Consider the following 14,375-nt stretch of genomic DNA (forward strand, 5'->3'; position numbering starts at 1 on the left):
CCCGGGTGCGGCACGATGGACCGTATGGACGCCATCTACGAGCACCCCGGCGAGCTCGCCGCGACGGACCCGATCCGCCTGCTGGCGATCCGCGACACCCCCCTGTCCGTGGACGAGGTCTTCGCCGCGGCCGGTGACGACGCCGCGGGCGGCACCGCGCTGTTCGTGGGCACCGTGCGTGACCACGACGGCGGCACGGACGTCGCCGGACTCGGCTATTCCGCGCACCCGTCCGCGGAGGCGGAGATGCGCCGGATCGCCGAGAAGGTCGCCGCGGACTTCCCGGTACGCGCGCTGGCCGCCGTGCACCGGGTCGGCGAGCTCTCCATCGGCGACCTGGCCGTCGTGGTGGCGGTGTCGTGCCCGCACCGCGCGGAGGCGTTCGCGGCCTGCCGTCGGCTGATCGACGACCTCAAGCGCGAGGTGCCCATCTGGAAGCACCAGACGTTCGCGGACGGGACGGATGAATGGGTGGGGGCGTGAAGCTCCGCGTTTGACGGCACACGGCTCCCTCCAGTCACTTGCGTCAACCCCTCACGGACCGCCCCCGGTTGCGTAACCGCCCCCCTGACGTGAGCGTTGAGGGAACGGACGATTAATCTGCTCATCAGTCAGTCATGGTGGTGCACTGGGGCCGGGAGGGTGGCATGGCAGCGCTCGTGTGGTTGCTGATTCCCGTCGCCGCGGTCATCGTCGCCGTCATGTGGGGAAGCTGGGCAGCTTGGGCGGCCCGCAACCGCAAATCGGGCGACGTCGCCGAGCTCGCCGGATACGCGCGCTTCCGGGAGGCGATGGAGCGCTCGGACACGGGCAGCGGCGTCTCCTAGCGCCGTCCGGAACCGCGCCCGGACACCACCGGGCGCCCCTCTGTGCAAGGCGCGCCCCCGTCTGCTTCCCCGTACGGACCGCCCCGAAGGTGGACTGTCGGACCCGTCCCGTACTGTCGTTCCATGCCCCGCCGCACAGCGACGATGCTCGCCTCCCTCCTGATGCTGATCGCGCTGCTCTGCGCGGGTGTGCTGATCCCGGTGCCGTATTCGGAGATGTCCCCGGGGCCGACCGTCAACACGCTCGGTGAGCACGGCGGCGAGCCGGTGCTCCAGATCTCCGGGCACAAGACCTATCCGACCACCGGCAACCTCAACATGACGACGGTCAGGGTGACCGGCTCGCAGTACCGCATGAATCTGGTCGAGGCGATCGCCGGCTGGCTCGGGCACGACAATCTCGTGGTCCCGCACAGCACGCTCTATCCCGACGACAAGAGCCCCGACGAGCTCAACCAGGAGACGGCCGAGGAGTTCAGCCAGTCCCAGGAGAGCGCCAAGGTCGCGGCCCTCAAGCAGTTGGACATCCCGGTCGGCACCCGTGTCGTCGTCTCGTCCGTCGTCAAGGGCAGCCCGGCGGAGGGCAAGCTGCACGCGGGCGACGTGATCAAGGCCGTCGACGGTACGGAGATCAAGCAGCCCGGCGACGTCGCCAAGCTGGTCACCAAGCACCAGCCCGGTGAGAAGGTCACCTTCCTGATCGTCCCGGCCAAGGAGGCGGCCGCGGCGGAGAAGGAGAAGCGGCAGCCCAAGGGGGAGGACACCGTCACCCTCACCACCACCAAGGCCACCGACGACAAGCGGGCCGTGGTCGGCATCCAGGCCGGGACCGACCACACCTTCCCGTTCTCGATCAACATCAAGCTGGCGGACGTCGGCGGGCCGAGCGCCGGGCTGATGTTCGCCCTCGGGATAGTCGACAAGCTCACCCCGGACGACCTGACCGGGGGCAAGTTCGTCGCCGGTACGGGCACGATCGACGACAGCGGCAAGGTCGGGCCGATCGGTGGCGTCGAGATGAAGACGGTGGGCGCGCGCTCCAAGGGCGCGCAGTATTTCCTGACGCCGAAGGACAACTGCGCGGCCGCCGCGAAGGACAGGCCGTCCGGCCTCACCCTGGTGAAGGTCGACACGATGAAGGACGCGCTCGGCGCCCTGGAGAAGATCCGCAAGGGCGACACGGCCGGGCTGGCGCAGTGCACGGCGGGCAAGTAGCCGTTTCCTCCCCCCGGACGGGCTCGGGGGCCGAGCCCGTCCGGCGGTCGAGGAGCCGGGAGGGCTAGTCCTCGAAGGTGGCGGCCAGGGCCTCCGCGAGACCCGGGACGAGATCGGCGCCCGTGAGGACCTCCGTGGGGGAGTCCTTCTCGCGCAGCCGCACCGCGGACTCGCGGGCGCCGTCGCGCAGCACCGCGACCGTCATCCGGACCTCCTGGCGGTCCGGGTGCGCCGCGACCCACTTGGCGAGCTGCTTCTCGTTCAGCCCGTTGGGCACGGTGCCCTCCGCGGACGGCGGCAGCATGAGCCGCTCCACGGTCAGGGCGCAGCCGGTGACCGCGTCCGGCCAGGCGATGGTGCCGAGGAACTTGTCCAGGGCCGTGCCGGCCGGCACCTCGTCCTGCTCGATCGGGGTGAGCGTGGACTGCGCGGTCTCGTCGAGGCCGAGCTGGGAGGCCAGGCCGGGCTCCTGGGCGCGCAGCTTCGCGGTGTCGACCAGGGCGAAGAGCCGGGCGGGCTGATCCCAGCCCAGGGTGGACGCGTACTCGTCGATCTCGAGCACGGCACGGGTGAGCGGGCTGGCCGCCATCGGGGTATTGGGCAGCGCGGGCCCGGAGGAGTCGGCGGGGTCGGGAATGCTGGAAGTGCTGGACATGCTCAATATCGTGCCCTGAGAGTGACCAAAAATGGGAACTGAGTAAAGCCTCGGTAAGTTGCCACACTGGGCCCTAGGATCGCTGGGCCCTGATCGACAGCTCCACTCACAGCGAACTTCGAGGTGCGCACCTTGGCTTTCCAGATGCCGGACCGCGGCGGAGGCCCGACAGGGCCACGGATCAGAGTCGGCCGCCCGTCCCGGCGGATCCGGACCCTGCTGATGACCTTGGGCGTACTGGCCGCGCTGGTCATGCTCTTTGTGATGTTCGCCGGGTTCTGGACGGACTGGCTCTGGTACCGCTCCGTGCGGTACTCCTCGGTCTTCACCACCACCCTCGGCACCAAGATCGGCCTCTTCGCCGTCTTCGGGGTGCTGATGACCCTCGCGGTGGGGATCAACATCTGGCTGGCGCACCGGCTGCGGCCGCCGCTCAGCGCGATGTCGATGGAGCAGCAGAACCTCGACCGCTACCGGATGAGCATCGCGCCGTACAAGAAATGGGCGCTGCTGGCGATCTCCACGCTCGTGGGGCTCGTGGCGGGCGCGTCCGCGGCCGGGCAGTGGCGCACCTGGCTCCTGTGGATCAACGGCGTGCCGTTCGGGCAGAAGGACCCGCAGTTCCACAAGGACATCTCCTTCTACACCTTCGACCTGCCGTGGTACCGCTTCCTGCTGAGCTTCGGCTTCGCCGCCGTCGTCCTCTCGCTGATCGCCGCCGCCCTGGTGCACTACCTCTACGGCGGGCTGCGGCTCACCAGCCCCGGCGGCCGGGCCACTTCCGCCGCCACCGGGCACCTGTCCGTGCTGCTGGGCCTCTTCGTGGGCCTGAAGGCCATCGCGTACTGGCTGGACCGCTACGGCCTGGCGGTGAAGTCCAGCGGGCTGAAGTCGACCGACGGCTGGACCGGCCTGCGCTATGTCGACGCCAATGCCTATCTGCCGGCCAAGACGATTCTCTTCATCATCGCGCTGATCTGCGCCCTGCTGTTCTTCGCGACGCTGTGGCGCCGCACCTGGCAGCTGCCGGTCATCGGTTTCGGCCTGATGGTGCTCTCGGCGGTGCTGATCGGCGGGCTCTACCCGGCGATCGTGCAGAAGTTCCAGGTCCAGCCCAATGAGCAGGCCAAGGAAGCGCCGTACATCAAGAAGAACATCACGGCGACCCGCGAGGCCTATGGCATCGACGGCACCGACGTGAAGGAGTACGCGGGCAAGAGCGATCCGAAGGACAAGGACAAGCTGCGGGCGGACGTGAACGCCACGGCCAGCCTGCGGCTCCTGGACCCCAATATCGTCTCGCCCACGTTCCAGCAGCAGCAACAGGTCCGTGGCTATTACCAGTTCCCGTCCACGCTCGACGTCGACCGCTACAAGAAGGACGGCAAGGAGCAGGACACAGTCATCGGTCTGCGCGAGCTGAACATCAAGGGGATTCCCGAGCGCAACTGGATCAACGACCACTTCAAATACACCCACGGCTACGGCGCCATCACCGCGAAGGGCACGTCCATCACGAGTGAGGGCGAGCCGGACTTCACGGAGAAGAACCTGCCCACCGAGGGCGTGCTCGGGAAGTACGAGCAGCGGATCTACTACGGCGAGAAGACCACCCAGTATTCGATCGTGGGCGGTCCCCAGAAGGAGCTGGACTACTCCAGCGACCAGGGCGAGAAGAGCTACAGCTATCAGGGCAAGAGCGGTGTGAACCTCTCGAACCCCGTGAACCGCGCCGCTTACGCCGTGGCCTTCGGTGAGCCGAAGATGCTCTACGCGGGCGCCATCGGCGAGGGTTCGCGGATTCTCTACAACCGCACGCCCAAGGAGCGCGTCGAGGCGGTCGCCCCCTGGCTGACCATCGACGGCGACGCCTATCCGGCGGTCGTGGACGGCCGGATCCAGTGGATCGTGGACGCGTACACCACGACGAACGGCTATCCGTACGCCTCCCGCACCACGCTCGGTGACACCACGGCGGACTCGCTGACGACCGGGCAGCGGGCGGTGGTGGCCCAGCAGAACCAGGTCAACTACATCCGCAATTCCGTCAAGGCGACCGTCGACGCCTATGACGGCAAGGTCAGCCTGTACCAGTGGGACACCAAGGACCCGGTGCTGAAGACCTGGATGAAGTCGTTCCCGGGCACGGTGAAGGCCAAGAGCGAGATCAGCCCCGCGCTGATGGACCACCTGCGCTATCCGCAGGACCTCTTCAAGGTGCAGCGCGAGCTGCTGACCCGCTATCACGTGACCGACCCGGGCACGTTCTACACGGGCAGCGAGCGCTGGCAGGTGCCGGACGACCCGACCACCAAGGAAGGCAACGCGGTACCGCCGTATTACCTGAGCATGAAGATGCCGGACCAGCAGAAGCAGACCTTCTCGCTGACGACGACCTTCACGCCCAAGAGCCGGCCGAACCTCGGTGCCTTCATGGCCGTCGACGCCGATGCGAAGAGTCCGGACTACGGCGCCATCAGAGTGCTGAAACTGCCGTCGGAGACCACGGTCTGGGGTCCCCAGCAGGCGCAGAGCAAATTCAACAGTGACGCGGCGGTCGCCAACGCGATCAACATCTGGAAGAGGGGCGACTCCGAGGTCGAGTACGGCAATCTGCTGACCGTTCCCCTGGACGGCGGGCTGCTCTACGTCGAGCCGGTCTATCTCCGGGGCGCGGGCACGAATTACCCCCTGCTCAAGAAGGTCCTGGTGAACTACGGCGAGAAGATCGCCTTCAAGGACACCCTGGACGAGGCCCTCGACGAGGTCTTCGGCGGGAAGGTGCCGGACAACGGCACCAAGCAGCCGCCCGGGCAGCCCTCCGGACAGCCGCCCGCCAACCAGACGGTGAAGCAGGCCGTGAAGGACGCCCAGGACGCCTACGACGCCGGACAGAAGGCGCTCGGGGACAAGGACTGGGGCGCGTACGGCAAGGCCCAGAAGGACCTGAAGGACGCCCTCGACCGGATCGCCAAGGCGGAGTCCGGGAGCTCCGACAAGAGCGGCAAGCCGGGCAGCTGACACCCATTCGGGAGATCTGCCCCGCGCCGTCGTGGTACGGTTGTCACACAACGGCGCGGGGTGGAGCAGCTCGGTAGCTCGCTGGGCTCATAACCCAGAGGTCGCAGGTTCAAATCCTGTCCCCGCTACTCAAAGACAAGGCCCGGAGTCCTCGGACTCCGGGCCTTCTCTGTGCCCGGACCCGGGCGGTCGGTCGTACCGCAAGGTGTCCGGGAGGGCGCGGTGTGTGCGGGTTGTGTGCGGGGCTTCTGTGGAGAGTTTGGAGCCCCGTCGTGTCGGGAAGTCGGGAAGTCGACAAAACGCTGAAGTGACCTCACTGGCTGCGGCATACCAGGTGTACGCGGGTTGCGGGTGGTGCGACGATGGGGCTTATGGGGGACAGGACGAGGCTGTGGGAGACACGTCGGCTTGTAGAGGCTCCCGGTGACGGGAGCGAACAGGATCTGACGGCGTACGGGCCGGAGGCGGCGGCGACCGCCGACGCGGGCGACCCCGCCGACCTCGAGTTGGAGACCGCGCGCCGCCGGGCCGCGGAGACCGGCGACCCGGCCGCCCTGAGCATGCTCGGCGCGCTCCTGCTGCGCCGTGGCGACCTCGACGGCGCCGAGCGTCACCTGCGGGCCGCCACCGCCGACGGGGACCGCTCCGCCGCCAACAACCTCGGCGTGCTGCTGCACCAGCGCGGCTACGGCGACGAGGCCGCGAGCTGGTGGCGGATCGCCGCCGTGGCCGGCTCCGCCGCCGCCGCGCACGCGCTCGGCCGCTACCACCGTGAGCGCGGCGACGAGCCCGCCGCCGAGTACTGGCTGCGCCAATCGGCTGAATCCGGGCACGCGCTCGGGGCCTATGCCCTCGCCGACCTCCTGGAGCACCGCAGCGACGTCGGCGCCGAGCGCTGGTTCCGGGCCGCCGCCGAGCGCGGGCACCGCGAGGCCGCGTACCGCCTGGCCCGCATCCTGGACGGCCGGGCGCCCCGCGCCCGCTCCGGCGGGCTCGCGGGCGGCCTCGGCCCCGGCGGTGTGGAGACCTCCGTCCGCGAGCTGCGCGCCGCCGCCGCGGACGGCCGCGACGGAGGCCCGGCCCGCGAGGCCGAGCAGTGGTACCGGCAGGCCGCCGCGCGCGGCCACCGCCGCGCCGCCCTGCACCTCGGCACGCTGCTGGAGGGGCGCGGCGAGACCCAGGAGGCCGCGCGCTGGTATCTGACGTCCGCCAAGGACGGCGAGTCGCGTGCCGCGTGCGCGCTCGGCTTCCTGCTGCGCGACGCCGGTGACTCCGAGAGCGCGGCCGTCTGGTGGCGCCGCGCGGCCCAGGACGGCGACGGCAACGCCGCCAACGCCCTGGGCGCCATGCACGCGGACCGCGGCGAGTCCGGCGAGGCCGAGCGCTGGTACCGCACGGCGCTCGACCACGGCGACGTCAACGGCGCGTACAACCTCGGGCTGCTCTGCGCCGAGCAGGGCCGCACCGCCCAGGCCGAGCAGTGGTACCGCCGCGCCGCCTACGCCGGGCACCGCGAGGCGGCCAACGCGCTGGCCGTGCTGCTGCTCCAGGGCGGCGACGCGGCCGGGGCCGAACCGTGGTTCTCCAAGGCGGCCGAGGCCGGCAGCGTCGACGCCGCGTTCAACCTGGGCATCCTCTACGCCGGGCGCGGCGAGGAGCGCATGGCCCTCCAGTGGTACGAGCGGGCGGCCACCGCCGGGCACACCGAAGCGGCCCTCCAGGTCGCCATCGCCCTCCTGCGGGACGGCGACGAGGAGGCCGCCGAGCGGCACCTGAGGGTCGCCGTCCGCGGTGGCAGCTCCGAGGCCGCCTTCCGGCTGGGCGCGCTCCTCGACCGCGACGACCACGCGCACGAGGAGTGCGAGGAGTGGTACGGGCGGGCCGCCCGGCAGGGTCACCGGCGCGCCCAGGTGCGGCTCGGCATGCTCGTCGCCGAGCGGGGCGACGTGGTCGAGGCCGCGCACTGGTACCGCGAGGCGGCCGAGGCCGGCAGCCGCAACGGCGCCTTCAACCTCGGGCTGCTGCTCGCCCGGGAGGGCAGCGAACCGGAAGCGGCGCTCTGGTGGGCGCGGGCGGCGGAGGCCGGGCACGGGCGCGCCGCGCTGCGGCTCGCCCTGCTGGCGGCGCGGCGGGGCGACCTGACCGAAGGGCGGCACTGGTGCGACTGCGCCGTGCAGCTGGGCCCCGCGGAGGTCTCGGAGCGGGCCGCGCGCTTGCGGGACGCGCTCCAGCAGGAGCTGAGCGCTTAGGGTTCGCGGCTGCGGGGTGCGCTCTGTGGCGCCTCCGCGGCCGCAAGGTCCCCGTACGGGGGCGGCAGAGCCGTTTGCTTCTCGTGGGCCGAGCGGGTTAAGGTTGGTTTACCGACGCGGGGTGGAGCAGCTCGGTAGCTCGCTGGGCTCATAACCCAGAGGTCGCAGGTTCAAATCCTGTCCCCGCTACTCAAGTGCTCAGGCCCGGATCCTCAGGATCCGGGCCTTTGTCGTGCTCGGCCGGACCCGCCGGCCCGGCCGCGCTCGCTCACGACGCGCAGTTCGGGCAGATGCCGCGGTAGGTGACCTCGACCGCCGCGACCTGGAAGCCGAAGCGCTCCTCCGCCGGGAGCTCCGCGAGCAGGTCGCCGGAGGGGTGGACGTCGCGGATCGTGCCGCACCGGGAGCACACCAGGTGCTGGTGCGCGTGGTGGGCGTTCGGGTCGTAGCGCTTGGCGCGGCCGTCCGTGCTCACTTCCAGGACCTCGCCCAGGGAGACCAGCTCCCCGAGGGTGTTGTACACCGTCGCACGCGAGATCTCCGGCAGCAGGTGCGCCGCCTTGGCGTGCACCTCGTCCGCCGTGTAGTGCACGTGGTCCCCGTCGAGGACCTCGGCGACGACGCGTCGCTGCGCGGTCAGCCGCCAGCCGCGTCCCCGGAGCCGTTCCAGCAGGTCACTCATGCCATTCACCTATCAGTCAGATAGGACCAGCGTAGCAGCGGCCCTCGTCCATCCCTGGATCGGATATCGCCATGGGATCCATCTTGACTTAGACAGAGTCCAATGTAGGATCGATCTCGGCGCAGGCCAAGGTGGCAGGACGATCAGACGGAGGCGAACGTGTCGGTTCAGGACGAGGCCAGGACGAATGCGGGCCCGCTGACCACGGAGTCCGGAGCTCCGGTCGCGGACAACCAGAACAGCGAGACCGCGGGCATCGGCGGCCCGGTTCTGGTCCAGGACCAGCTGCTGCTGGAGAAGCTCGCGCACTTCAACCGCGAGCGCATCCCGGAGCGCATCGTGCACGCCCGCGGCGCCGGCGCGTACGGCACCTTCACGCTGACCCGCGACGTGTCGCGGTGGACGCGGGCGAAGTTCCTCTCCGAGGTCGGCAAGCAGACGGAGACGTTCCTGCGGTTCTCCACCGTGGCCGGCAACCTCGGCTCGGCCGACGCGGTGCGCGACCCCCGTGGCTTCGCGCTGAAGTTCTACACCGAAGAGGGCAACTACGACCTCGTCGGCAACAACACCCCGGTGTTCTTCATCCAGGACGCCATCAAGTTCCCCGACTTCATCCACACCCAGAAGCGCGACCCGTACACCGGCTCGCAGGAGGCGGACAACGTCTGGGACTTCTGGGGCCTGTCGCCGGAGTCCACGCACCAGGTGACCTGGCTGTTCGGCGACCGTGGCATCCCCGCGACGCTGCGCCACATGAACGGCTACGGCTCGCACACCTACCAGTGGAACAACGAGGCCGGCGAGGTCTTCTGGGTCAAGTACCACTTCAAGACCGACCAGGGCATCAAGAACCTCACCCAGGCCGAGGCCAACAAGCTCGCCGGCGAGGACCCGGACAGCCACCAGCGCGACCTGCGCGAGGCCATCGAGCGCGGCGACTTCCCGTCCTGGACCGTGCAGGTGCAGATCATGCCCGCGGCCGAGGCCGCGACCTACCGCTTCAACCCGTTCGACCTCACCAAGGTCTGGCCGCACGAGGACTACCCGCCGATCGAGATCGGCAGGCTGGAGCTCAACCGCAATCCGGAGAACATCTTCGCCGAGGTCGAGCAGTCCATCTTCTCCCCGGCGCACTTCGTCCCCGGCATCGGCCCGTCGCCCGACAAGATGCTCCAGGGCCGCCTCTTCGCCTACGGCGACGCCCACCGCTACCGCGTCGGCATCAACGCCGACCACCTGCCGGTGAACCGCCCGCACGCCACCGAGGCGCGCACGTACGGCCGTGACGGCTATGCCTACGACGGCCGCCACGGCCGCGCCAAGAACTACGAGCCCAACAGCTTCGGCGGCCCGAAGGAGACCGGCCGTCCGCTGTGGCAGCCGGTCACCGTCACCGGCGCCACGGGCAACATCGAGGCCCCCTCGCACGCCGAGGACAACGACTTCGTCCAGGCGGGCAACCTCTACCGCCTGATGTCGGAGGAGGAGAAGGGCCGTCTGATCGACAACCTCGCCGGCTTCATCGCCAAGGTGTCGCGCGACGACATCGCCGAGCGCGCGATCAACAACTTCCGCCAGGCGGACCCCGACTACGGCAAGCGGCTGGAAGCCGCGGTCCAGGCCCTGCGCGGCTGACCCCGAAGGCCGGCTGATCCGCCGTCAGCGGCGGTGAACCGGCCGGGGGTTGTCCCACCAGTGGCTTGCCGTGAGAACCGGAGAGGCCGGACGCCAAAGGGCTCCGGCCTCTCCGGCTGTTCCGTCCCGGGCCCGGCGGCCGGTCAGAACGACAGCGCGCCCGCCCGGGTCCGCGCGGGCGCCCAGCAGCGGATGATGTCGCGCACCGACACCACGCCGACCGGGCCGTGCCCGTCGAGGACGATCAGGTGCCGGAAGCCGCCGCGCGACATGGCGGACGCGGCCTCGTCCAGCGTCCACTCGGGTGCGGCGAAGACGACGTCGGTGGTGGTGTGGGCGTGGGCGGTCTCGCGGTCCGGGTCCTGGCCCGCGCCGACGGAGTTGAGGATGTCGCGCTCGGTGATGATGCCGATCCCGCAGGTGTCGGGGTCGAGCACGACTGCTGCGCCGATCCTGCGCGCGGACATCAGCCGCGCGGCCTGCCGAAGGGTGTGCGCGGGGCCGATGGTGAGGACCACCGTGCTCATGGCGTCGCGGACGAGCATGGTCGGAGCCACCTCCTTGGCGACTGTGAACTCCGGTGCGAACTCCGGGAAGGAATTCACAAGTTCACAAGCGTGGGGCCCCTCATCGTCACATGTCCGCGCGGACACAACAAGAGGCGCGTGGAGCCGGAATTCCGCTTCTTCCCGCTCCCGCGCCCATGTTTGAACCGGGAGCGCGCGCCAAGGACAGAAGCGGGCGCGCCCCCGAGGACGGGCCTACGTGCGCAGATAGCCCAGCAGCTCGTCGTGCAGCAGCCCGTTCGACGCCGCGGCGTCACCGCTGTGCGGCCCCGGCCGGCCGTCCAGGCCGGTGAAGCGGCCGCCCGCCTCCTCGACGATGACCACGTTCGCCGCCATGTCCCACAGGGACAGCTCCGGCTCCGCGCAGATGTCCACCGAGCCCTCGGCCACCATCATGTAAGGCCAGAAGTCGCCGTAGCCGCGCGTCCGCCAGCAGTCCCGCGTCAGGTCCAGGAAGCCGGGCAGCAGGCCGCGCTCCTCCCAGCCGGTCAGCGAGGAGTACGCGAACGACGCGTCCTCGATCCGGCCGACCCGCGACACCTGCAGGCGGCTCGCCGAGAGCAGGCTGCGCCCGGTGAAGGCGCCCGAGCCCTTCGCGGCCCACCAGCGGCGGCCCAGCGCGGGCGCCGACACCACCCCGACGACCGGCTCGAAGCCGCCCTCGACCTGCACCATCAGGGAGATCAGGGTGGCCCAGACGGGCACCCCGCGCACATAGTTCTTGGTGCCGTCGATGGGGTCGATCACCCAGCGGCGCGGGCCCGTGCCCTCGGCGCCGAACTCCTCGCCCAGCACGGCGTCCCGCGGCCGCGCGCGCTGGAGATGGCCGCGGATCAGCTCCTCGGCGGCCTTGTCCGCCTCGCTCACCGGAGTCATGTCCGGTTTCGTCTCGACCTTCAGGTCGAGGGCCTTGAACCGGTCCATGGTCGCCGCGTCGGCGGCGTCCGCCAGGACGTGGGCCAGGCGCAGATCATCGTGGTAGTCGGACATGGCTGAACAGTACCTGTGGGTGCCCTCAGGACACCGGCGGCCCGCCCGGGGCTCTTGACACCGTCCGGTCGCACGTCAATTCTGTGCCCACTACCGCCGTGCGGCCGCACGGCCGGGGAGGCGACGATGCCCGCGGCACGAGAGCTCCTGCTGGACGCGGCCTACGCGGCGCTCGACAGACGGCCCTGGAACGGGGTCCGGATGGTCGACGTCGCGGCCGCGGCCGGGGTGTCCCGGCAGACGCTCTACAACGAGTTCGGCAGCAAGGCCGGCCTGGCGCGCGCCCTGGTGCGCCGCGAGGCGGACGCCCTGCTGGCCGGTGTGGAGCGCACCCTCGCGGACGCGGGGGACTGTGCCGACGCCGGTGACCGCTGCGCCGCGGCGACCGGCTGGATCCTGCGCGCGGCCCGCACCAACCCCCTCGTGCGGGCCGCGCTGACCGGCTGCCGCGGCGACCGGCTCCCGGCCGTCGCGGCGCCCGCCGTGCCCGCACCGCGCGGCCCGTCCGGACCCGCCCCGGCGCGCGGCACCCCCACGCCCTGGGCGCTGGCCGACGGCATCCGCGACCGTACGGCCCGCGCGGTCACGGCGGACCTGCGGCGGGCGGGGCCGGAGCCCGCCGCGGACGCGGTGCTGTGGGCCTGCGAGGCGGCCGTCCGGCTGACGCTGTCCTATGTGCTCGCCCCGGCCGTGTCGTACGAGGAGGCGGCCGGACAAGTCGCCCGTCTGGTCCGCGCCCTTCTGAGCTACGAGGAGGGCGACGCGGAGGACGGGGCGGACACCGCGGAGGGCGACCGCATTATTTGAGCCATCCGATGTGGATGGGGTTCTCCTCGCCGAGGCCGGGCGCGCCGGTGTTGGCCAGACCCTTGCGGACGGCCAGGATCTGCGGGCGCTGGTAGAGCGGCAGCGAGTGGCCCAGCTCCCACACCTTGGCGTCGGCCTCGTTGTAGAGCGCGATCTGCCGCTTCGCGTCGGTGGTCCGGGACGCCTCCACGAGCAGCTTGTCGACCTCCGGCGAGCTGACCCGGCCGTAGTTGCCGAAGGCGTTCCCGCCCTGCGGCATGCGGTAGTCCTGGTAGGAGCTGGAGCGGTAGACCCGGTCGACCTGGCGGAACTGCGTCAGGTCGTAGTTGCCCCGGTGGACGTACTTGTCGAAGTAGTCGTCACCGGGCACCTTGCGCAGTTCGACCTTGACGCCGATCTCGCCGAGCATCTGCTGGGTGAGCTTGGCCTGGTCCTCGGCGAGCCCGGTGGAGTCCGACGGCATGACGTAGTCCAGGGAGAGCGGCTTGCCGTCCTTGGTACGGGGCTTGCCGGCGCCCCCGTCCTTCCAGCCGGCCTCCTCCAGCAGCTTCTTCGCGCGCTCCAGGTCGCGCTTGGCGAAGCTGCCCGCGTTGTCCTGGTAGCCCTCCTGGTTCGGCATGAAGAAGTGGTTGCCGACCACCTTGGGCCGGAACGGCAGGTCCTTGCCCGCGACGTTCGCGAGCGCCTCGCGGTCCACGCCCAGCGTGACCGCCTGGCGGACCTTCACGTCCTGGAGCGGGCCCCGGCCGCCGTTGAGGCTGAGGGTGACCTGGTCCCAGCGGGCACCGATGCGGAAGTCGGTGTCCTTGTCCTGCTTCAGCCGCTTGTACGCCTCGGGTGCGGCGGCGCTGGTGTCGTCGATCTCCTTGTTGAGATAGGCGTCGACCTTGGCGGTGCCGTCGATGGCCCAGAAGATGTACTTGTCCAGCCGGGGCTTCTCGCCCCACCAGTCCGGGTCCGGCACCGCGGTGATGGTCTTCGCGGTCCGGTCGTACTCGCCTATCTTCCAGGCGTTGGCCGTCACCGGGATCCGGCCCGTCCAGCCCTTGTTGAAGCTGTCCGGGGTGGCGTTGAGGGAGGCCGGCAGCAGCGGGTCGAAGAGGCCCTGCCAGTCGGCGTACGGGGTCTTGAAGGTGACGCGCACCTCGTGGGCGTCCTTGCCCTGCTCGACCTTGCCGATCTGGTCGTAGCCGCTGGTGTTCGCCACCTGGAAGCGGTCGTCGGTGCCGTTCAGCGCCTTCCACTGCGCCTCGAAGTCCGCGACGCCCAGCGGCTTCCCGTCGGACCACTTGGCCTTCGGGTTCAGCTCGTACGTCACGACCTGGGGATCGGCCGAGGTCACCTCGGCCGAGACCAGGAAGTCGGGGTTGGCCTGCGGCACGCCCTTGGGGTCGAAGGTGAAGAGATCGGGCTCCACCAGCTGGGTGATCGCGGTGGCGTCGCCCTGGGTGCCGTCCGTCTGGTTGGAGTTGTACTGGTTGATCCACTGCTCGATCGACACCTTGTGGACGCCGCCCTGCTTCAAGTCGCCCACCGGGTGCGGATTGAGGTCCTGCACACCGGCCGCGGGGGCCGCCTTCGCCTGCGCGCCGTCGTCGGAGGAGCCGTCCCCGCCACTGCCACAGGCGGTGAGCACCAGGGCGGCGGAGACGGTCGTGGCGACGACGGCGGCGGCTCTGACAGCCTTGATCATGGCGGGTTTCCTCTCGTCGGTGCGCACGGCACGAC

At 70.4% G+C, this 14,375-nt stretch carries 12 protein-coding genes and 2 tRNA genes; 9 read left to right on the forward strand and 5 right to left on the reverse strand.

Annotation, left to right across the window (positions count from 1 at the left end; translation table 11 throughout):
• The first annotated feature begins 15 nt into the window (after positions 1-15).
• The 3 genes from DXZ73_RS27855 to DXZ73_RS27865 all read left to right on the forward strand — a co-directional run bounded on the left by DXZ73_RS27855 (position 16) and on the right by DXZ73_RS27865 (position 2,042).
• Positions 16-483 carry a molybdopterin synthase catalytic subunit gene (locus DXZ73_RS27855; protein WP_116213783.1) on the forward strand — a complete coding sequence of 156 codons (468 nt, stop codon included), beginning with the start codon at positions 16-18 and terminating at the stop codon, positions 481-483.
• 164 nt (positions 484-647) lie between these two features.
• Positions 648-827 carry a hypothetical protein gene (locus DXZ73_RS27860; protein ID WP_116215901.1) on the forward strand — a complete coding sequence of 60 codons (180 nt, stop codon included), beginning with the start codon at positions 648-650 and terminating at the stop codon, positions 825-827.
• Between the two features lie 123 nt (positions 828-950).
• A complete protein-coding gene (locus tag DXZ73_RS27865; protein ID WP_116213784.1) occupies positions 951-2,042 on the forward strand; it encodes a YlbL family protein in 1,092 nt (363 codons plus the stop codon).
• A gap of 64 nt (positions 2,043-2,106) precedes the next feature.
• Here DXZ73_RS27865 and DXZ73_RS27870 read toward each other — a convergent pair whose 3' ends face one another.
• On the reverse strand, positions 2,107-2,697 hold the full coding sequence (locus tag DXZ73_RS27870; RefSeq protein ID WP_425315872.1) for a PPA1309 family protein: 591 nt from the start codon (positions 2,695-2,697) through the stop codon (positions 2,107-2,109).
• A 144-nt stretch (positions 2,698-2,841) separates the two neighbouring features.
• Here DXZ73_RS27870 and DXZ73_RS27875 point away from each other — a divergent pair, with 144 nt between their 5' ends.
• From DXZ73_RS27875 to DXZ73_RS27890, 4 genes are all read left to right on the forward strand, one after another.
• Positions 2,842-5,718, forward strand: a complete 2,877-nt coding sequence (locus DXZ73_RS27875; protein ID WP_116215903.1) for a UPF0182 family protein — start codon at positions 2,842-2,844, stop codon at positions 5,716-5,718.
• Positions 5,719-5,772: 54 nt separating this feature from the next.
• Positions 5,773-5,846: transfer RNA gene (locus DXZ73_RS27880), tRNA-Met, on the forward strand.
• Between the two features lie 234 nt (positions 5,847-6,080).
• A complete protein-coding gene (locus DXZ73_RS27885) occupies positions 6,081-7,967 on the forward strand; it encodes a tetratricopeptide repeat protein (RefSeq protein ID WP_116213785.1) in 1,887 nt (628 codons plus the stop codon).
• Positions 7,968-8,082: 115 nt separating this feature from the next.
• Positions 8,083-8,156 (forward strand) — tRNA-Met (locus tag DXZ73_RS27890).
• A 79-nt stretch (positions 8,157-8,235) separates the two neighbouring features.
• Here DXZ73_RS27890 and DXZ73_RS27895 read toward each other — a convergent pair.
• Positions 8,236-8,649 (reverse strand): Fur family transcriptional regulator, encoded by a 414-nt coding sequence (locus tag DXZ73_RS27895; protein WP_116213786.1) that lies wholly within the window; start codon positions 8,647-8,649, stop codon positions 8,236-8,238.
• Positions 8,650-8,808: 159 nt separating this feature from the next.
• Between DXZ73_RS27895 and DXZ73_RS27900 the strand changes: the two genes are divergently transcribed.
• Positions 8,809-10,284 carry a catalase gene (locus DXZ73_RS27900; protein WP_116213787.1) on the forward strand — a complete coding sequence of 492 codons (1,476 nt, stop codon included), beginning with the start codon at positions 8,809-8,811 and terminating at the stop codon, positions 10,282-10,284.
• Between the two features lie 143 nt (positions 10,285-10,427).
• On the opposite strand, the gene DXZ73_RS27905 is transcribed toward DXZ73_RS27900, so the two are convergent.
• Both DXZ73_RS27905 and hisN read right to left on the reverse strand, forming a co-directional pair.
• Entirely contained in the window at positions 10,428-10,829 is a 402-nt protein-coding gene (locus DXZ73_RS27905; RefSeq protein WP_116215904.1) for a CBS domain-containing protein, read from the reverse strand.
• Positions 10,830-11,045: 216 nt separating this feature from the next.
• Positions 11,046-11,840 (reverse strand): histidinol-phosphatase, encoded by a 795-nt coding sequence (gene hisN / locus DXZ73_RS27910; RefSeq protein WP_116213788.1) that lies wholly within the window; start codon positions 11,838-11,840, stop codon positions 11,046-11,048.
• Between the two features lie 126 nt (positions 11,841-11,966).
• Between hisN and DXZ73_RS27915 the strand changes: the two genes are divergently transcribed.
• Positions 11,967-12,647 (forward strand): TetR/AcrR family transcriptional regulator, encoded by a 681-nt coding sequence (locus DXZ73_RS27915; protein ID WP_116213789.1) that lies wholly within the window; start codon positions 11,967-11,969, stop codon positions 12,645-12,647.
• Here DXZ73_RS27915 and DXZ73_RS27920 read toward each other — a convergent pair.
• Entirely contained in the window at positions 12,640-14,340 is a 1,701-nt protein-coding gene (locus DXZ73_RS27920; protein ID WP_116213790.1) for an ABC transporter family substrate-binding protein, read from the reverse strand. The two genes, DXZ73_RS27915 and DXZ73_RS27920, sit on opposite strands and share 8 nt — an antisense overlap.
• Positions 14,341-14,375 lie beyond the last annotated feature (35 nt).

The sequence above is a fragment of the Streptoverticillium olivoreticuli subsp. olivoreticuli genome, from assembly GCF_003391135.1.
GTDB classification, from domain to species: domain Bacteria; phylum Actinomycetota; class Actinomycetes; order Streptomycetales; family Streptomycetaceae; genus Streptomyces; species Streptomyces blastmyceticus.